We start from the raw sequence: 20,170 nt of genomic DNA on the forward strand, positions 1-20,170 counted from the left end.
TAAAAAAGCTTTTTGACTAGAGCATATGACTCTAATCAAAAAGCTTTTTTTATATTATTTAGCTATGAGAGAATGTATTACTTCTTCACTACACGACACGATTGAATTGACTTTGATACAGATCATGATAGAATCCGCCTGCTTGAAGTAACTCATCATGGGTGCCACGCTCAACGACTTCGCCGCTCTGGATCACTAGAATCTGATCGGCTTCACGTATGGTGCTCAGTCGATGAGCGATAACAAAGCTGGTACGTCCGTGCATTAACTGCTTCATCGCGGTCTGAATATGCATTTCTGTACGTGTATCGACACTACTTGTAGCTTCATCCAGAATAAGAACAGACGGATTAGCAAGAATCGCACGAGCTATCGTTAGCAATTGGCGTTGTCCTTGACTTAGATTGCTTCCATCGGCAGAGAGTGGCGAATCATAACCTTCAGGTAATTTGTGAATAAATGAATGAGCATTGGCTAGCTTCGCTGCTTCTTCGATCTCCTGATCGGTGGCTTCCAATCGCCCGTACCGAATATTGTCACGTACTGTACCGGAAAATAAATAAGCATCCTGTAAAACAATCCCGATCCGACTACGTAAGTTTTCTTTATCCAGTAAACGAATATCTTCACCATCGATCGTAATCGTCCCGCTATCAATTTCATAGAAACGGGTGAGCAGATTGATAATCGTTGTTTTACCTGCTCCTGTAGGTCCCACCAAAGCGATTGTCTGCCCGGGCTTGGCTGTTAAGGAGACATCACGCAAAATCGGCGAACCTGCTTTGTAGCTAAATTGAACATGATCAAAAATCACTTCTCCATGAACATTAGCAGGTAGTTGATGTACAGCTGTTTTCTCATCTTCTGTACTTTCAGGTCGCTCATCTAACACTTCAAAAACACGCTCTGCTCCAGCAATAGCGGATTGCAGTAGGTTGAATTGATTAGCCAGTTCATTGATCGGACGACTGAATTGCTTGGAATAACTAAGAAAACTAACAATCACACCCACACTGGTCATGCCTTGCAAAAATAACCATCCACCAGACAAAGCGATCAACGCATAACTGATATTGTTGACCAAGTTCATCACTGGGCCCATATTACCAGACCAGCTCTGTGCACGAATACTGGCATGAAGCAGTCGATGATTAATCTCTTTAAATTCAGTCAGACTGCGAGCTTCTTGGACATAGGCTTTGACCACTTTTTGACCGGATATTGTTTCTTCAATATATCCATTGAGTCCGCCTAATTCTGTTTGTTGAGCTCCAAAATAACGTCGTGTCCGCTTAGTAATTATACGGGTCAGCCAGAACATAATCGGTACTGTGATTAAAGTGACCAGTGTTAACCAAATATTAAGCCATACCATAATAATCAGCGTACCGACAAGTGTAAGAGCACTGGTCATAATCTGTACAACACTTTGATTCAGCGTCGTCGTTACATTTTCAATATCGTTGGTTGAACGACTCATCAGATCCCCACTGCTATGTGTATCGAAAAAGCGTAGCGGCAAGTCATGCAGATGTTTGAATAAATCGCGTCTGATCTGAAATACAGTCTGCTGAGAAACAGCTGTCATTACATAAGCTTGTATCCAGCTTGTTAGACTGGCGACGACATAGAGAATTAACAACCATATACAGAGCATAGCCAATCCTGCATAATTACCCGGTAAAATGTATCGGTCAAAAGCTATCGTTCCCAGCAGATAAGGAGTGATCAGATTGAATGCTGTTCCAAGTAAAGTGAGTATAAAAACAAGGATGAGACCTTTGCGCTGTTGACGTAAATAATCCCAAAGACGGCGTACAGTACTTTTAGCATTTTTAGCTTTGACAGGAGCGCTATTCGATCGTCCGGCTCGACCCGGCATCATTGGATTACCCATGAGATTCGACCTCCTGTCCTAATTGCGAACGATAGATTTCCTGATAAGCCTGACTATTTTTGATCAAATAAGCATGATCTCCACGGTCAATAATTTGGCCATCTTCCATAATTAAGATCAGATCAGCATCTAAGACGGAAGTGATACGCTGAGCGATAATAAATCGCATACTTGCTGATAACCGTTCTTCAAGTGCTTTTTGAATCAATGCTTCTGTTCGCAGATCAACTGCACTGGTGCTATCATCCATAATCAGTAGAGGCGGCTGAATCAACAGTGCGCGTGCAATCGATAGACGTTGTTTTTGACCACCTGATAGATTGACCCCTCGTTGCCCCAATAAAGTGTCATATCCTTCAGGTAGTTTTTCTATAAATTCATGAGCTTGCGCTGCTCTAGCGGCAGACTCTACTTCTTCTTGCGAAGCATTCGGTCGACCATAACGGATATTATCACGGATACTACCACTAAATAGTAATGCTTGTTGCAACACGATTCCAATGGAACTCCGTAGTTGATCCAGGTCCCATTGCCTTACATTAACATCATCTACCAATACCGCTCCATTCGTCACATCATACATACGTGGAATCAAATGAACCAGACTGGACTTGCCTGCACCCGTAGCTCCTAGAATCGCAATCGTCTGTCCTGCTGTTGCCACAAAGCTAATCTGATCTAATACCGCAGGCGAATCACCATCATAAGCAAAAGAAACATCACGAAATTCTAATCGTCCTACTTGCTGAGGATCAGGAGTGACGGTCTGAGCAGGAGCCGTAATATCGGGTTCTGTATGTAACACTTCATTAATTCGTTCTGCTGAAGCGGTTGCACGAGAAACAGACATCAGTGTCATACTTACCATCATAAGAGACATCAACACTTGTGTAGCATAGTTGATAAAAGCGATCAGATCCCCTACAGGCAAAGCACCAGTTTTGGTGAGTCCGCCACCGAACCACAGCACAGCAACAATACAGATATCCATAATTAACATCATAATGGGGCCAATCAGAGCAACCATCCGATTCGCTTTAATCGCTATATTCGTATAATCTTGATTGACTGCATCGTACCGTTTATTTTCATGGATAGCGCGTACAAAAGCTTTGATCACTCGAATACCGGCTAAATTTTCTTGTGTAACGGTATTAACACGATCTAATTCGGCTTGAACACGTCCAAAAATAGGAAATGCTTTACGCATAATAAAGATTAAGGTGACTAACAAAATAGGCATAGCAATCAACAAAATAATTGCTAATTTAAAACTAATTGTAAATGCCATAATCAAACTGCCGATAGATAATAGAGGAGAACGTACCAACATACGCAAAGCCATCAATACTAGATTTTGCAATTGAACCACATCATTCGTTAATCTAGTAATCAATGAACCTGAGGAAAAACGATCCAGATTGTGAAAAGAAAAGCACTGAATATGCTGAAACAAATCAGCTCGAATATCTGCACCAAAATGTTGCGAAGCAATACTGGCATAAATCGTACAGCCAATCCCGCCCAGCATACCAATCAGAGCCAGACCAATCATCAGCAAGCCTGTACGCTGAATATGCCCTAGATCACCTGTCATAATCCCTTGATCGACAATACTTGCTACTAACTTGGGTTGCATCAAGTCCATCAATACTTCGACCAACATTAACAAGGGAGCAAGTAATGCAGCAGTACGATAAGGCTTCAAATATTTTAACAAAGGAATCATCTATACACCTTCTATCCTGAAATATGTAACCGTCAAACACGCATATGTTTATGTTAACGTATATTCAGATTATCCGTAAAGCATCAATAAGAGCGGCAGTATGATTCGGAGCAAGATTAGTATAATATGATGAAGAAAATAAAATTTGAAATGATGAGATGAGCATACGTACTCATTTTATATAGAACATAAAGATGGATTTCAAGGAGGAATATGGATGAGTCAAGAACAAATGGAACGATTAACCACACTATTGCCCGATTGGTTAGAGACCAGCCGTTTGCATACCAGTCAGGGGAAAGTAGCTTCTTATATTCCAGAGCTTGCCAAGTCTTCGCAAGATGCACTGGGTATTTTTATTGCCGATTCGCAAGGGAAAGTAATCTCGGCAGGCGATTGCGGGATTCCTTTTACCATGCAAAGTATATCCAAAGTATTCACTTTAATACTTGCATTGATGGATCATGGAGAAGAAGCGGTATTCTTTAATGTAGGTAAAGAGCCGACAGGCGATGATTTCGATTCGATGATCAAGTTAGAATTGGTAGAGCCTGGTATTCCATTCAATCCGCTTATTAATGCAGGAGCGATCACAGTATCGTCACTGATATCTGGTGAGAATCCACAGGAGAAGTCAGAACGGGTACTGCAATTTTTCCGTAAGCTCGCAGCGAATGACAAAATCGATTACAATCTGGCAGTCTACGAATCAGAAACAGAATCCGGTCACTTGAATCGTTCACTGGCTTATTTCCTCAAGCAAAATGGTATTATTAAAGATCCGGTTGATGACGTACTTGAAGTGTATTTCCGTCATTGTTCGATTGAAGTCAATTGTGCCGATCTTGCCCGTATGGCATTGGTACTTGCTTTTGACGGTGTAGATCCTTGTTCTGGAGAAGAATTGATTCCACGTCGTTATGTACAGATTGCCAAAACATTTATGATTACTTGCGGTATGTACAATGCTTCTGGTGAATTTGCTATTGATGTGGGTCTGCCTGCTAAAAGTGGAGTGTCGGGTGGAATCCTGACGATGGTTCCCGGACAGTATGGCATCGGATTAGTAGGGCCTTCGCTAAATAAAAGAGGAAATAGTATTGCAGGTGTGCATCTATTAGAACGGTTATCCAAAGAGTTCGATTGGAGCTTATTTTAAGTTGCTACTAAAATAATCGTTTAACTTAAAACGTCTACATTCCCTAAAAACAGAGGAATTTAGACGTTTTTTTGTGATAAGTGTTGACAAATGATAATGATTATCAGTATCTTTAAACATATGCAATAATTGTATTTATCATAACTACTATAAATGAAACAATAGATTTCGATGTAGAAAGAGGCTTGCTTATGACTCGCAGCAATGTTGTGAAAGGCAGACAGACCTCACCTAAAGAGCAGATATGGTCGCGTCCTTACACAGCAATTTCGATCATCGTTGGTGGGCTTGTCCTGTTGATATTAGGTTGTGCATTTTCAATCGCTAAAGGTAGTAAAGATATTCCGCTTGAAGAAGTCTGGCAAGCCTTAGTAGCGTTCAATCCTTTGAATAGTGATCATCAGATTATATGGGAACTTCGCTTACCACGCACGATTGCAGGTGCTCTGGTCGGAGCGGCTTTTGCTGTATCTGGCGCATTGATGCAAGGGATGACACGTAATCCGATCGCAGACCCGGGATTGCTCGGGGTTAATGCAGGAGCCGGATTTGTACTGGCATTATGTTTTGCTTTTTTTCCAGGGTTATCATTTAATCAGTTAATTTTATTTTCTTTTGTTGGAGCAGCTGTTGGTGTAGGTCTGGTCTATGGTATTGGTTCGCTTGCCAAAGGCGGGCTAAGTCCGGTACGACTTGCTTTAGCAGGTTCAGCCGTCGCTGCACTATTAGTCGCTTTGTCAGAAGGAATTGCATTGTATTTTCGAATCTCACAAGATCTAGCTTTCTGGTATGCAGGCGGTGTAGCAGGCGTAACATGGGCGCAAATTGATATATTGTGGCCGTGGATCGTGCTTGCACTGATTGGTTCTTTACTTCTTTCTCGTTCGATAACGATTCTCAGTCTGGGTGATGATGTCGCTTCTGGTTTAGGTCAACGTACTGCATTAGTACGCCTAGGCGCTGTACTAGCTGTGATGGTGTTGGCTGGAGCTTCGGTATCCACGGTAGGAGCTGTAGGTTTTCTCGGTCTTATGATTCCTCATGCGGCGCGTGCGATGGTAGGCGTCGATTATAAATGGGTGATTCCGACTTCTGCGATTCTAGGTGCATTGTTAATGGTTGTTGCCGATACCGTAGGACGACTGAGTAATCCCCCTCACGAAACACCAGTTAGTGCGCTGATCGCTTTGATTGGTGTTCCTTATTTCTTCTATATTATTCGGAAGAAAGTGAGGGATAATCTGTGAATCAAGTGATGTTTCACCGTAAACGTACGATACGTACAACGATTACATTAATTGTTTTAGCACTAATCGCTTTTGGCGTATTGTTGCTAAGTATGAATACAGGGTTTAGCAAAATGTCACCAATGGAAGTGTTACGTACTTTGTTTGGAGGCGGAACGCCGAAGCAACATTTGATTTTATTTGAATTTCGGTTACCCCGTATTGTGATTGCTTTGTTAGTCGGCATTGGGCTAGCGATAGCAGGAGCGATTCTGCAAGGGGTATCTCGTAATGGATTAGCGGATCCCGGTATTCTGGGCATTAACTCGGGAGCAGGCTTAGCAGTGGTGTTATTTGTCATTACGAATCCACAACGAGAATCGACTTCACCGATGTTGTTGCCTTTTCTAGCTTTGATTGGTGCTTTTGGAGCCGCTATTATTATTTATCTTATGGCATACAAACGTCATAAAGGCATATCATCTTCACGTCTTGTGCTATCCGGTATAGCACTTGCCGCAGGGGTCAATGCCTTAATGATTGTTATGACGATTCGACTTGATCCGAATGAATTTAACTTTATAGCTACATGGCAAGCAGGAAGTATATGGGGCAGTAGCTGGAAATTCGTGATCGCTTTGTTACCGTGGTTAATCGTACTGATTCCTATTGCTTTGTGGAAAGCCAGACAACTGGATGTCTTCTCATTAGGCGATGAGACAGCCACAGGCTTAGGTTCTCAGCTTAATATGCAGCGGCTCGTCCTATTAGTGGTTGCTGTGGCGATTAGTGCAGCTTGTGTTGCTGTAAGTGGCGGGATAGGATTTATCGGTCTACTTGGGCCACATATTGCTCGTCGTCTGGTCGGCCCTCGTTATGAGCATGTTATTCCTGTATCGGCTCTTATCGGTGCAGTCTTATTACTTACCGCAGATATGATTGGCCGATCGATTTTGCAAAATGCTGAAATTCCAGCAGGGGTTATGGTGGCGATTATTGGAGCACCTTACTTCTTATATCTATTAGCTCGTTCCAAAGCATAATGATCTACACGTTATAACTCTAAATAATGCTATGAAATATAAAGTTGTGTTGTTACTTGCTGATCCTAATCAATTCAATAAAAGATTGAAAATATAGAGTGGAGTCAGGTGTCTAGCACATCGGGTTCACTGAAAAGGGTGGATAAACCATGGTTCGTTTGATGACGTCTAAGCTTGATATTGCATATGAAGATCGGTTGATTGTCGAAGACTTGAGTGTACAGATTCCTCAAGGACAGATTACAGCATTAGTCGGAGCCAATGGTTCAGGTAAATCAACGATACTCAAAACGATGGCACGCATTATGCAACCCAAATCGGGAGCTGTATTATTGGACGGCAAATCGATCCACAAACAATCTACCCGTGAAATAGCGAAGCAGTTAGCGATTTTGCCTCAGAACCCGACAGCGCCTGAAGGATTAACGGTAACAGAATTGGTATCCTATGGACGTTTCCCTTATCAAAAAGGATTCGGTTCGATGAAAGCAGAAGATAAAGCGATGGTCGAATGGGCGATTGAAGCAACAGGGATGGTTGATTTCTACGATCGTCCGATTGATCAGTTATCCGGTGGTCAGCGTCAACGTGCTTGGATTGCGATGGCACTAGCGCAGGATACCGAGATCTTATTTTTGGATGAACCGACTACATTTCTAGATATGGCGCATCAATTGGAAGTTCTTCAATTGTTGGAAAAATTAAATGCGGATTCTCAACGTACCATTGTGATGGTCGTGCATGATCTTAATCATGCTTCCCGTTATGCGCATCATATGATTGCGATTAAGAACGGTAAAGCGGTAGCTGAAGGAACACCCGTTGAAGTCGTTTCTTGTGATGTACTGCGTAACGTATTCGGAATCGAAGCTGATATTGTGACTGATCCTCGTAGCGGGGTGCCTTTGTGTCTTCCTTATGCACTGGAAGGTCATGTGGCTGAAGCGGTACAGCAAGAACAACAAGTGAGTGAAGTGCGCCATCAACATGCTATGCGTATGGCACATAACTAATATCAATAATAGTAGGTATACCCAATCGGTAGTTTTCTTCTTTGACAGGAGAGAACTACTGATTTTTTGATGCAAACTAAAAAAGCAAAATCAGATATATCTGATTTTGCTTTTGGAATAGAAGGTTATACAAAAGGACTTTACAGACAAAATTGATAATCTGTTTAAGGCCACAACTGCTGATGTGTCCATTGACCCTCATGAAGAATATATTGATACCTTGTGTGTTTGCGATCAGGATCGGCTTGCCAGAACTCGATTTCTTGAGCATGTACAGCGAATAGTCGCCAATTAGGAGTTACAATATCAGGATCATGATGAATCTTTTCTTCTTGCATCGCAATAGATTGTTCTAATTGTTCTTGATTCTCCAGTGGTTGGCTTTGGCGTTCGGTCATAGCCACAGCGCGAGCAATGGTCGATCGTCTTCTCAAATCAATGGCTCCTGCTTCTAGACCTTGATCTTCAGCGATCCCTCTAATCCGAATCTGTCTACCTAACTCAGGCCAATAGAATGTAAGAGCTACCTTTGGGTTATGTTGTATATGTTGACCTTTTTGACTTTCCAATCCGGTTGCAAAATAAAAAGAATCGTCTTTGGCTTCTTTGATAATCAGTACTCGTGCATCTGGAAAACCATCAGAATCTACAGTGGAAATAGTCATTGCATGAGGTTCTTTAACTTTCATTTCGATCGCTAATTTCATCCAATCTAAGAAGAGTTCAGTCGGATTCTCCGGTAATGATTGAGTATCCCAGGTAGGGAAAGGGCCAGATAAAGCTTTCAAACCACGCAAGATATTGCTTGATTGTGTATTCATTTTACCAACCACCTTTATATAATTTGTTCTCACTATAACATAACCAATGTATAGTCAATAAACGCGTTGATCAAAGATGTTATACAAGAAACATATGTTTATATAACTTTGTGAAAATATGAACAAATTGCGAACTTCTCTCAAACCCCTTGCAATGTGATAAAAATCACAATATAATAGCGATACAAGGTGAATTAATTCACAAATAAAATAAATCAAAAAAGACTATATTAAAAAATAGAAGAGCCAACAAGAAGATGGACACCATAGAGAAACCACACACTTCTCTTGCACCTACATCTTAATTCACCTGAATTTTACTTGTCGGACATTCAGCATAGACCATACAACTTTGGATAAGAACCATTTACATGATAAAAAATAAAGAATTATCAGGAGGAAGAAACCATGAAAGTAGCTGTTATAGGATGTACTCACGCAGGAACTGCCGCTGTTGTTAATACCGCTAAATTGTATCCGGATGCTGAGATCACTGTATATGAACGTAACGATAATATTTCATTCTTATCTTGCGGGATTGCGTTATATGTAGGTGGAGTAGTGAATGATCCAGACGGATTGTTTTACTCTTCTCCAGATCAATTAGCTGATCTAGGTGTAACGACTAAAATGTTGCATGAAGTCACAGCGATCGATACGGATAACAAAACATTACAAGCTCGTGATCTGACTACAGGTATTGAACTTACAGATACGTATGACAAATTGATTATGACAACGGGTTCTTGGCCGATCGTTCCTAAATTTGAAGGTATTGAACTGGATAACATTTTACTTTGCAAAAACTACAATCACTCCAATACGATTATTGAAAAAGCGCAACATGCTAATAATATCGTTGTTGTAGGCGCAGGTTATATCGGTGTTGAACTGGTAGAAGCATTCCAAATGAATGGTAAACAAGTGACATTGATCGATGCTGAAGATCGCATTTTGAACAAATATCTAGATCCTGAATTTACATCTCGTACCGAAGAATCACTGCAAGAACATGGCATCGAATTAGCGTTATCAGAGAAAGTGGTAAAATTCACAGGTGAAAATGGTAAAGTCACAACAGTAGTCACTGACAAAGCGACCCACCAAGCAGATATGGTCATCTTGTGTATAGGTTTCCGTCCCAATACTGAATTGCTTAAAGGACAAGTCGATATGTTAGTTAACGGTGCTATCCTTGTAGATAAATATATGCAAACCAGTAAAAAAGATGTGTTCGCTGCTGGAGATAGCTGTGCTATTTTCTACAACCCAACAGGTAAACATGCTTATATTCCTTTAGCTACCAATGCAGTTCGTATGGGTACACTGGTCGCTCGTAACCTTGTGCAACCTACGAATGAATATATGGGAACACAAGGAACATCCGGTATCAAAATCTATGAAGATAATATTGCAGGAACAGGTATGACCGAAACAGCTGCTCGTGAAGCAGGATTAAATGTAGAAACAAGCACGATGCATGATCATTACCGTCCAGAATTTATGCCGACACATGAGACGGTAACCTTGAAAGTCGTGTACGAAAAAGAAACACGTCGCATCTTAGGCGCCCAATTGATGTCTAAAGTCGACTTAACTCAATCGATCAATACCATCTCGGTCTGTATCCAAAATCAAATGACAGTGGATCAATTAGCCTTTATCGACTTCTTCTTCCAACCACATTACAACAAACCTTGGAACTACTTGAATACAGTAGGTTTGCAAGCATTAGCACCTATCCAGACCCAACAAGAAGTTCACGCTTAATCGGGTTTGAAATAAGTCATTTTATATCATCGTAAGCTCCCATTAGATATTGATCAAAGTTCTACCCCTAACAAAGCCTGTACAGTTCCCCCACTGTACAGGCTTTTGTGCTTAATTTCACAAATTCTTTTCCAAAGTGATATTTGTTACTTTTTTCACAAAGTAATTGTATTAAAATTGAAATATGAAAAGGTAATTTAATTATACGGAAATAGATGCTTATAAGGGGGATGCAACACAATGGCTTATTACAAACCACAACAGATTGCAATGAATACGATTGAGACGGGAATTATCAAAGCCAAGTCAACATGGATACAGATGCTTGTACTCGGGTTTTTAGGTGGAGCATTTATTGCGCTAGGATTTTTATTAGATATTCGAGTGATTGCCAATACACCAGAATCTTGGGGAAGCTTTGCTAACTTTATCGGAGCGGCATTGTTCCCTGTGGGACTGATTCTTGTACTGGTTGCAGGTGGAGAACTGTTAACCGGTAATATGATGGCTGTCCCGTTAGCACGGATGGCGAAGCGGATCAGTACCCTTGAAGTAGCACGCAATCTACTTGCGATTACGGTAGCGAATCTATTAGGTGCTTTATTCGTCGCTTACTTCTTCGGTCATGTGGTGGGATTAACAGAAACCGGTCCTTATTTGACCAAAACAGTAGAAATGGCAGGGCATAAGTTAGAAGGAAGCTTTGCCCAGATGTTTTTATCCGGGATTGGGTGTAACTGGTTGGTAGCTCTAGCGGTCTGGTTATCGTATAGTGCTGACAGTATTAGTGGTAAAATACTCGGAATCTGGTTCCCGACCATGGCATTTGTTGCTATCGGATTTCAGCACGTTGTCGCTAATATGTTTTTGATTCCAGCAGCGATCTTTGCAGGATATTATTCTTGGGATATGTATCTGATGAACTTTATTCCGGTATGGCTCGGTAATCTCACAGGTGGAGCTGTATTTGTAGCAGGGATTTATTTCACAGCCTATATCAAAAAAGATCATCAACTGACACCAGCCAATTCTGGACATGCTCAGCATCATGAACCTACAGTCTCAACGATGCCAGCGGTATCGGCTACAGCAACATTACCGTTGCAACATAGCGATCAAGCTCATTAATCGCAAGCAGGTGTAGAAAAAAAGATCTTCATGTTGATGAAGGTCTTTTTTTGCGTTATAGAGGAAGCTAATGATCTTCTTGTAACATCATACAGTCAAAATAGTATACTTATTAAATAATCATGACGATATCTTAATTATCTCTGAAAGAGTAGGTGATTTCTGTGCATATTCAAGAACTATCTGTAGACGATCATATACCACAGATCAAACCATTTATGGATCAATTTAATAGTAATCAAGAGTTGGCTCTTCCGCCGTATGATCGTGTGCATTTTTCGCTAGCCGCTTATGAAGGTGAGCAATATATTGGTGGAGTCGTTGGCTCGATGGTCTGGGGATTGTTATATATTCAATTACTTGCTGTCGATCATGTATACAGAGGCAAAGGGATTGGAGCAGACTTGTTACAAGCGATCGAAGATCAAGCTAGGCAGCAGGGAGCCAAAGTGAGTGAATTAACGACAATGAGCTGGCAAGCGCCTCACTTTTATATGAAGTACGGGTATACTATTTTTGGCGAAATTCATGATATTCCGATCGAAGGACAGACCAAGTATTATATGAAAAAAAATCTACTCTCTTCGACACAAAGTTAAGCTTGTCTTTATTGGATATAGATGAAGCTTAAGAGGTCATCTATAAACGTATAGAAAAACGGATATACGCTAGGTTTGATGCTGGATATCACCTGATGATTTGCAAATATAGTAAGCTATTTTTGGCGGTATGCTTTATGATAAAGTAGAGACCATATGCATCATGAACTACCCATTATAAAGGTACGGAAAATAGAGGTGTTGGACTATGTCTGATAAAGATTTAAACGAATGGACTGAAAACGAAAAGAATTTACAAGCAGAGATCGAACGATTACAGCTTCTGGCAGACGAGCGTCTGGAAGCTAAAGTGAAAGCAGAAAAAGCAGACGAGAATAAGTCTTCCTTTATTGCTATGCTTAGTCATGAGATTCGAACACCTATGAATGGTATTATCACAATGGCGGATTTATTACAGCAGACTTCACTTGATGAAGAGCAGACACGATATAACGAGATTATTCAATCCAGTAGTGAAGCTTTAATGACACTTGTCGATAATTTGTTAGATATCAGTAAAATGGAAGCCGGTAAAATGTCTTTAGAACAATATCCGTTTGATCTGATCAATACGATTGAAGATTTGGCGTATGTGTTATCACCTACAGCTTTTGAGAAAAAAGTACAGGTGATACTCGATGTAGAGACTGATATTCCTTTATTTGTGATCGGCGATGCGTTAAAGGTTCGACAGATTTTTATGAATATTTTGCAGAATGCGATTAAATTCACACACTCTGGTGAAATTTTAATTTCTTTGTTCTTATTGTCTACCGTCAAAGAAGAAGATATCCATGTCAAAATCGTCCTTAGAGATACAGGCATCGGGATGTCGGAAAAGCAACTCGGGGTTATTTTTGACAGTTATGCTCAAGGTCATAGCAATCAGAAGCATCATTATGGAGGAACAGGACTCGGACTCGCAATCACCAAAAGTCTTGTAGAACTAATGGGCGGACAAGTCTATGTAAAGAGTGAACTGGGTGTAGGGACTGAATTTAGCGTCGAGATTCGATTTGATAAATATACAGACTTACCGTCCATTCCTTTTGAAAAAAATATCTTAGCTAATATCAATATTATGGTGCTAGACAGCAATCTGACGAGCTTAGAGTTAATGACGAATACACTTCAAGGATGGGGAGCACGGGTCGCTACGTCTTTGAATATGGATGATTCATTTATTGATAATATTTCAAGACATTCGTATGATATCTGCTTAATCGATCATCAGACGATTGATTTTAAAAAGTGGGATTTGGAATTGGATTATTTGAAAAAGCAGCGTATGTTATTAATGGTTCCTTTGGGAAATAAGATTGATGAAGATTTCAAAGGCAGATTCGAGACGGTGATCACCAAACCAATTCGCAAACTTCATTTGCTTAACAGTATTCTGGCATTACAAAAAATCAAAAAACATTAATGATGACATATCTACATCGAATGAGTAAACATAAGCGATCATTATACATAAAAGGCACTTTGGAGGATAACCCCCAAAGTGCCTTTTACGTTATAACATTGATTAAAGATAAGATCTAGCGTGTAGAAAAACTAGATTACATTGATTTAGTTAGTGTGATTTCACCAGTAGATTTATTCCATTTAACATCCCAACCCAATAATTCAGTGATAGAGCGTAAAGGAACCATTGTTCTACCGTTGCTATCTACCATAGATACAGCTTCGATTTTTTGAGTTTTACCGTTCACATCAACAGTGTTTTTACCAACCCAGAATTTCATTGTATCTTTACCAGCCATAACAGTTACTTGACCCGCAGCTTTGTTCCAAGCTACTTTAGCGCCAATACCTTCTGCAAGGTAACGCAATGGAATATAAGTTGTTCCATTTTTCACCATAGGCATAGTGTCCATCATTGTCATTTTGTCGCCAACTTTAAGTTGTTTGCTGTTTAATTTCATCCATACTTTCATCATAGAAGCATCAGCAGGTTTTGCTGGCATTGGAGCCGCAGCAGCCATTTTGAACTTAGCAGGGTATTGTTTTACAATTGCGCCACCCAAAGCTTCGCCGATACCGAACATTGTTTTGAATCCTTCACGATCTGCTTTGTATGCAGCTTCGTATTTTTTAGCAGCATAGTTGTCGATAACCATTTGTACTTGATCTTCATGAGCAACTAATGCTTTTTTAGCAGCAGCAGCTGGCAAGTTGTTTGCTGTTGCAGCACCTAAGAATGTAGAGAATTCAGTTGTGAAATCAGTAATACGATCTTTTACAGCTTGTAGAGACGTTTTGTCTCCTTTTTTCAATGCTGTTACATAATCGCTTTGTGCTTTGATATGGTTGGTAACCCAGATTTTTTCGAACTGGTTACCACCTTCAGCACCATAGATGGAAGTGATTGCTTTTTTGAATGCTGCTGTGTTTCCAGCTTCTGCTTTGATCAATGCTGCAGAATCTTTGCTATCGCCATCATATTGTTTTTGCATTTGCAATACAGATAATGCAAAGTGTTCTGCTGCTAATTGGTTTAGTGCAGAGCGTAGATCAGCTGCTGGAGTATCTACAGAACCATTGTTGAATTTAGCAGGGTTTTGAGCAACGATTGCTCCTGATAGCGCTTTACTTACAGTGAACATAGTAGCGAAACCTTCACGATATTCAGCATAAGCACCTGTGTAATCGCCAGCTACATATTTTTCAAATACGTCTTGTACTTGATCTTCATGTAGACGAAGAGCTTGAGCTGCTGCTTTTTGTGGCAATTTACCTTCTGTAGCTGTTGCAAGGAATTTAGAGAATTCATCTACGAAGCTTTGTACTTGAGCTTCTGCTTTTTTGATTGCTGCTTTATTATCCATCTTAGTTGCTTTAACCAAGTTGTCTGTGTATTTGTTGTGAGCACGGAAGATTCTTTCAAATTCAGCCGCGCCTGCTTTACCGTAGATCGCTTCGATAGCAGGTTGCATATCTAGTGCATTTTGATCGAGTGCATCATAAGCTTGTTTAGCATCAGGTGCACCTTCGTATGCTTTAGTCATAGCTACAACAGCTAATGCGAAATGCTCGGAAAGTAAGTAATCTAATCCTGAACGAAGGTCAGCCGCTTTGGTGCTTACTGTAGGAGTCGCTGTTGCTGGTGTTGCCGCGAATGCTCCTGCTGCTGGAAGAAGTAAAGAAAGGCTTAATGCAGGTACGATTAGTTTTTGAATTTTCATAAGTAAGCTCCCTTTGTGTTTACATTTTTTGGTGAAGCATTGTTGCTGTCCATACACAGATGAACGAAAGATATTTGTTTTTGGATCACTTTATTTATTTTTTAATTTTAAAAATGAGGCTGCAATGAAGTAATAGAAGGATGAATAATGCGGTATTGTTACTGTTTTCGTAATTGATGTCACTGATCTGTCCTTGCCCGATCACCAGCCCCACTGTATAGAAATAAATGACTTACCTTTTTTCACTTGCATACTCTCGAATAATGTATAAACACATTTCTCAGAAACTAAACTAAGTGGCTTATATAATTTTAAGGAACAACTGATTTGCGTGGAACCAAATAAAAAAAGTGCCCCAATAATAGGGCACTTTGATAATGTAATAGAATATATAAAGCCGAATAAACAAATGAAATCCGCCATAGTGCGGTTCGGGGGAACGAAACCGTAATATGGCGGATTCCGGGAGTGGTCCATGATATAGCAGAAGTGAGAACGAAGGGGACATCATTCTCGCCAATTGCCGTTACTTATTGTTAAACACGGACACATGTATTGAAACAGGTGATTTACAAAATTTTTTTAATCTTTACAGCCCGGGAACATTCCTGTCGAAATGGCTATCCGATTCCAATTATTGATCGTGTTAATCGCTACAATAATATCCATATATTGTTTCTCACTAAAGTGTTTTAACACTTCATTGTATACCGTTTGAGGGACTCCTTGAGTTGTGATTTCAGTGACCACTTCGGTCAGATGAAGAACTGCTTTTTCAGCATCTGTATAATACGTACATTCTCGCCATACGCTGATTAGAGCGATTCGTTCTTCCGATTCCCCCATTTTGCGTAAATCGCGTGTATGCATATCGAGACAGAACGCACAGCCATTGATCTGAGAAGCACGAATTTTGATCAATTCATAAAGGATAGGGTCAAGATCCTGTTCTTTGATAAATTTCTCCATGTGCCCCATTAGTGAATAGACTTTCGGGTGTACTTTGTAATAATCCATACGTGTTTGCATGTGTATTCCTCCTAAGATATTGAATAATCGTAAGCTCCATATGAAGCTTATATAGACTAGACCAATGAGGAATACGATTTGTGACAAGCTTAACGAATTTTATCGGGATTGGAGATCATAAAGATCTGATCGACTTGTCCGTGTATATCATATCTGAAAGAATAAATAGCTACAGTGACATGTTCGCGTTGGAGTTGTAGACCCATTTCTCCGTTGATCCATACAATCGACCATTCGCCGGTAAGGGAGCCTTTATTAGCAATGCCATTGAAAAATGAGACCACACGCCTCCGATCCCAAATAGGACGCAATGCCGATTTAACTTTACCCCCGCCATCTGTGTATAGACGGATATCGGATTTTAATAATTCTAATAGATTCGAGAAATTACCTGTTTGCGTAGCTTGCAAAAAAGCATGTGTAAAAGCTAATTTATGCTCGGAAGAGATAGAGTGAGAAGACTGTGCTTCTTGTAACTTGGGTAGCGCACGACTGAGTATTTTGCGACAAGCACTTTCGGATCGATCCAGCCAGACCGCAATATCTCGATAAGGAAAATCAAAAGATTGTCGTAACACAAAAATAGCTCTTTCTATCGGTGTTAATTGATCAAGCATGACCATTACAGCATAACTAATATCATCTTTTAACATCATTGAGGTATCGGCACTTTCTGTTAATAATGCTTCATAGTTCATGTTGGTCGATGAATAGGTATGCTCAATATTAGGTTCAGGCAACCAGACTCCAGGATAATCGATACGCTTAATCCGTGCGGATTCCAGTACATTTAGACTACGATTGACGGTAGATTGAATTAGATAAGCACGAATATTGATCACCTGCTGCTGATTCCAGTCTGTCGTGCTAAGATGGATAAAAAGATCTTGTACAATATCTTCTGCTTCAGTACGCATACCGGTGATTCGATAAGCAACAGCTATGAGTAATGATCGATATTCTACATATAAAGGTTCAATATGGGTTTGGAATAAAGAAGTCATATAAGAATTTATCTCCTTATTAAATATCAGTAATACGATAGGAATTATCGATGCACAGCGTTACATGGTACACTTGCCCGATTTCGACTCTCTATATCATACTAGAAATATTGTGCTTATTCTGCTCGTGATCACCAAGAAAGGAACTTACATCTTATGAATTGGCTTCGATCGTATCCACGCGAAATACAAGTTTTTTTACTCGCTAGTCTAATCAGTGCAGCGGGTGGTTCATTAATGTGGCCACTGACCACACTATATGTATATCAAGAACTCGGTCGCACGATGACTGATGCAGGTTTTGTCGTTCTTTTGCAATCACTAGGTGGTATCGGTGGTCAATTGCTTGGAGGTACATTATATCATCGTCTAGGTGTCAAAAAGTTAATTGTAGGTTCACTGGCATTAAATGCACTTTGTTTATTCGCTTTGCCTTTTGTAAGTCAAAATTGGCATCTGTATATGCTCACTATGGTATTTGTAGGATTATTTAATGCGATGTCTTTACCTGCTATTCAGGCATTTATCGGCTTCCGCTTTGCTGATCGCCGTGGACAATTATTTAATATTGTCTATGTCGCTAATAACATCGGAGTCGCTTTGGGAACAGCACTGTGCGGGGTGTTGGCAGATATTTCATACCATTTAACCTTTGTGCTTAACGGTGTGAGCTGTGCTTTATTTGCCGGTTTCTTTTTTGTATATTTGACCAAAATCGGTGAAGGCGAACGTCCTCCTACTGAGCAAGAAGATGTACATAACCCGGGACGACCGCAAGTAAATACAGAAAAACGTCCAGTATGGTTGTTGGCACAAGTGAGAGTCTACTTATATATGGGGATCGGTTCTTTATTTCTATGGTTAGGTAATTCGATCTGGAATACAGGTGTATCTCCATTTATCGTAAGTTCAGGCATGTTGATCAGTTATTATAGTCTACTGTGGACGTTAAACGGTGTATTGATCTTTGCAGGACAGCCATTCGTTAATTTTATCCGCCGTGTTGCTGCACGTACCGCAGAAGCTCAAATGACAGCAAGTGCTCTGTTCTATTTGTTCGGGTATATCGTTATTCTTGGATTTCATAATTATCCTGCGATGATTGTAGCGATGATTCTGATTACATTTGGCGAAATGTTACTATCTCCTGCAATTCCTTCTTATGTTTCGGAAAAAACAGGATTGTACGCTCCATTTTATCTAGGTGTTGCTGGTGGAATCGGTGCAGTAGGGCGTGTTATCGGGCCTTATATTATGGGTGTCTTTTATGATGCTGGTGGACTTCATCCTGTAGCATGGGTAGCTGTGATTGCAGGAATACTTTCTTTAGCGTTCTTTATGATTCATCATTATGCACAAAGAAAAGCAGTATCACTAACAGGTCTTTAAGTCTAATACTTGAGTATAAAATGGATGATATACTATACTCAGAATACAAAGACCAATTATATAAGAGAAGGTGCGTATACATGGCGGTTCAGCCTGTTGATCAGCTAGTCACTCGATTATCGATTATGAATGATGCTCAATATTTAATAGAAATTGATCATTTGGTATGGAATGATAATAACACTCCATGTGTATTGAAATACGGATCACGTCAGCAATACTTGCAAGATCATCCTCCAGGCACTCAACTGGTAGCTATGCTCGGTGAGACCATCTGCGGATATGTTGGTTTTCAATATCCTACCTATGTACCGACTAATCAACATGTATACGATATTCATATTGCAATTCACCCTAATTATCAAGGTAAAGGTGTAGGACGTAAGCTAATCGAATCGATGGGGGACTTTGCACGTTCTCAACAAATTCGTAAATTAACGTTACGTGTTCTATCTACAAATAAAGAAGCCTTTCAGTTCTACAATAAGTTAGGCTTTGTAGAAAACGGAAGGCTTCCTGAAGAATTCTATATTAACGGGCAATATGTGGACGATATCTTGATGACTTACTGGCTGTAGGAGGTCTGACCATATACACTCTTTGTAATGAGATCGGTCAATTCTTCTTTTTGTGCCCGGTATGTATCCGGTGACAATAATCCTTGCTGGAATCGTTCATTTAACATCTCTGTCATCTGCGCTACCTGTAAGTCGATCACGGCTTGCGGGTTTTTGTTATGTCGACGTGCCGTTTGGGCAAGTGATCTACCTTCATATAAATCTTCATAGACATCCTCATCCGACGAAGCGCCAAGTGTACTTAGGAACGGGTCCTGTTGCTCACTCGTCAACGAAGAACCAGACGCACTCGATGGCGTTTGAGCATTTGCTTCTTCCCCTAGCAACATACTGCTGATCGCAAGTCCTAGAAGCAACGTACTGATCATCGCTTTACGTGAACGGTGGTTTTTTTTCGTGCTTTTCATCATGGATACCTCATTTCATACTATTGTTTACCATTAGAACTTGAGCCTTTACCATGTATGGCTCTGTAACAATCATAAACAGGTTGCCTTAAAAGAAACTTAAAAGAATGTAAAGGTAAGCTAAAACCTATTTTTAACGTTTCAATATCATGATTCATTCTTTACATAATAAATAACAATATTTTCTATC

General features: G+C 40.2%; 17 protein-coding genes. 10 read left to right on the plus strand and 7 right to left on the minus strand.

What is annotated here, in order from left to right:
- Positions 1-88: 88 nt before the first annotated feature.
- Both PTI45_RS11645 and PTI45_RS11650 read right to left on the minus strand, forming a co-directional pair.
- Positions 89-1,897: an ABC transporter ATP-binding protein gene (locus PTI45_RS11645; RefSeq protein WP_083243482.1), complete on the minus strand. Its 1,809-nt coding sequence runs from the start codon at positions 1,895-1,897 to the stop codon at positions 89-91.
- Positions 1,890-3,626, minus strand: coding sequence for an ABC transporter ATP-binding protein (locus tag PTI45_RS11650; RefSeq protein WP_069327749.1), 1,737 nt, complete (start codon positions 3,624-3,626; stop codon positions 1,890-1,892). Before PTI45_RS11650 ends, PTI45_RS11645 begins: the two co-directional genes overlap by 8 nt.
- A gap of 217 nt (positions 3,627-3,843) precedes the next feature.
- Between PTI45_RS11650 and glsA the strand changes: the two genes are divergently transcribed.
- The 4 genes from glsA to PTI45_RS11670 all read left to right on the plus strand — a co-directional run bounded on the left by glsA (position 3,844) and on the right by PTI45_RS11670 (position 8,067).
- Positions 3,844-4,785, plus strand: a complete 942-nt coding sequence (glsA, locus tag PTI45_RS11655) for a glutaminase A (protein ID WP_069327750.1) — start codon at positions 3,844-3,846, stop codon at positions 4,783-4,785.
- 191 nt (positions 4,786-4,976) lie between these two features.
- Complete coding sequence (locus tag PTI45_RS11660; RefSeq protein WP_069327751.1) at positions 4,977-6,032, plus strand: FecCD family ABC transporter permease; 1,056 nt, start codon at positions 4,977-4,979, stop codon at positions 6,030-6,032.
- A gap of 8 nt (positions 6,033-6,040) precedes the next feature.
- Positions 6,041-7,054 carry a FecCD family ABC transporter permease gene (locus PTI45_RS11665; RefSeq protein WP_069327788.1) on the plus strand — a complete coding sequence of 338 codons (1,014 nt, stop codon included), beginning with the start codon at positions 6,041-6,043 and terminating at the stop codon, positions 7,052-7,054.
- Positions 7,055-7,203: 149 nt separating this feature from the next.
- Positions 7,204-8,067 (plus strand): ABC transporter ATP-binding protein, encoded by an 864-nt coding sequence (locus PTI45_RS11670; protein ID WP_069327752.1) that lies wholly within the window; start codon positions 7,204-7,206, stop codon positions 8,065-8,067.
- 164 nt (positions 8,068-8,231) lie between these two features.
- Here PTI45_RS11670 and PTI45_RS11675 read toward each other — a convergent pair whose 3' ends face one another.
- The gene (locus PTI45_RS11675; protein ID WP_069327753.1) at positions 8,232-8,888 is read right to left on the minus strand and encodes a pyridoxine/pyridoxamine 5'-phosphate oxidase; all 657 of its coding nucleotides are present in this window, start codon (positions 8,886-8,888) and stop codon (positions 8,232-8,234) included.
- A 408-nt stretch (positions 8,889-9,296) separates the two neighbouring features.
- Between PTI45_RS11675 and PTI45_RS11680 the strand changes: the two genes are divergently transcribed.
- From PTI45_RS11680 to PTI45_RS11695, 4 genes are all read left to right on the plus strand, one after another.
- Positions 9,297-10,658 carry an FAD-dependent oxidoreductase gene (locus PTI45_RS11680; RefSeq protein ID WP_069327754.1) on the plus strand — a complete coding sequence of 454 codons (1,362 nt, stop codon included), beginning with the start codon at positions 9,297-9,299 and terminating at the stop codon, positions 10,656-10,658.
- Between the two features lie 240 nt (positions 10,659-10,898).
- Positions 10,899-11,786, plus strand: coding sequence for a formate/nitrite transporter family protein (locus tag PTI45_RS11685; RefSeq protein WP_069327755.1), 888 nt, complete (start codon positions 10,899-10,901; stop codon positions 11,784-11,786).
- Positions 11,787-11,950: 164 nt separating this feature from the next.
- Positions 11,951-12,385, plus strand: a complete 435-nt coding sequence (locus PTI45_RS11690) for a GNAT family N-acetyltransferase (RefSeq protein ID WP_083243483.1) — start codon at positions 11,951-11,953, stop codon at positions 12,383-12,385.
- 208 nt (positions 12,386-12,593) lie between these two features.
- On the plus strand, positions 12,594-13,811 hold the full coding sequence (locus PTI45_RS11695; RefSeq protein WP_069327756.1) for a sensor histidine kinase: 1,218 nt from the start codon (positions 12,594-12,596) through the stop codon (positions 13,809-13,811).
- A gap of 136 nt (positions 13,812-13,947) precedes the next feature.
- On the opposite strand, the gene PTI45_RS11700 is transcribed toward PTI45_RS11695, so the two are convergent.
- The 3 genes from PTI45_RS11700 to PTI45_RS11710 form a co-directional block, all read right to left on the minus strand.
- Entirely contained in the window at positions 13,948-15,573 is a 1,626-nt protein-coding gene (locus tag PTI45_RS11700) for a copper amine oxidase N-terminal domain-containing protein (protein WP_069327757.1), read from the minus strand.
- Between the two features lie 582 nt (positions 15,574-16,155).
- Entirely contained in the window at positions 16,156-16,602 is a 447-nt protein-coding gene (locus tag PTI45_RS11705; protein WP_083243484.1) for a carboxymuconolactone decarboxylase family protein, read from the minus strand.
- An 89-nt stretch (positions 16,603-16,691) separates the two neighbouring features.
- Positions 16,692-17,606, minus strand: coding sequence for a sigma-70 family RNA polymerase sigma factor (locus PTI45_RS11710; RefSeq protein WP_069327758.1), 915 nt, complete (start codon positions 17,604-17,606; stop codon positions 16,692-16,694).
- A gap of 156 nt (positions 17,607-17,762) precedes the next feature.
- On the opposite strand from PTI45_RS11710, the gene PTI45_RS11715 reads away from it, so the two are divergent.
- Together PTI45_RS11715 and PTI45_RS11720 are read left to right on the plus strand one after the other, a co-directional pair.
- On the plus strand, positions 17,763-18,995 hold the full coding sequence (locus tag PTI45_RS11715) for an MFS transporter (RefSeq protein ID WP_069327759.1): 1,233 nt from the start codon (positions 17,763-17,765) through the stop codon (positions 18,993-18,995).
- Positions 18,996-19,075: 80 nt separating this feature from the next.
- Positions 19,076-19,573, plus strand: a complete 498-nt coding sequence (locus tag PTI45_RS11720) for a GNAT family N-acetyltransferase (RefSeq protein ID WP_069327760.1) — start codon at positions 19,076-19,078, stop codon at positions 19,571-19,573.
- Here PTI45_RS11720 and PTI45_RS11725 read toward each other — a convergent pair.
- The gene (locus PTI45_RS11725) at positions 19,561-19,980 is read right to left on the minus strand and encodes a hypothetical protein (protein ID WP_069327761.1); all 420 of its coding nucleotides are present in this window, start codon (positions 19,978-19,980) and stop codon (positions 19,561-19,563) included. The genes PTI45_RS11720 and PTI45_RS11725 overlap by 13 nt on opposite strands.
- Positions 19,981-20,170 lie beyond the last annotated feature (190 nt).

The organism is Paenibacillus nuruki (assembly GCF_001721045.1).
In the GTDB taxonomy this organism is placed as follows: Bacteria; Bacillota; Bacilli; order Paenibacillales; family Paenibacillaceae; genus Saccharibacillus; species Saccharibacillus nuruki.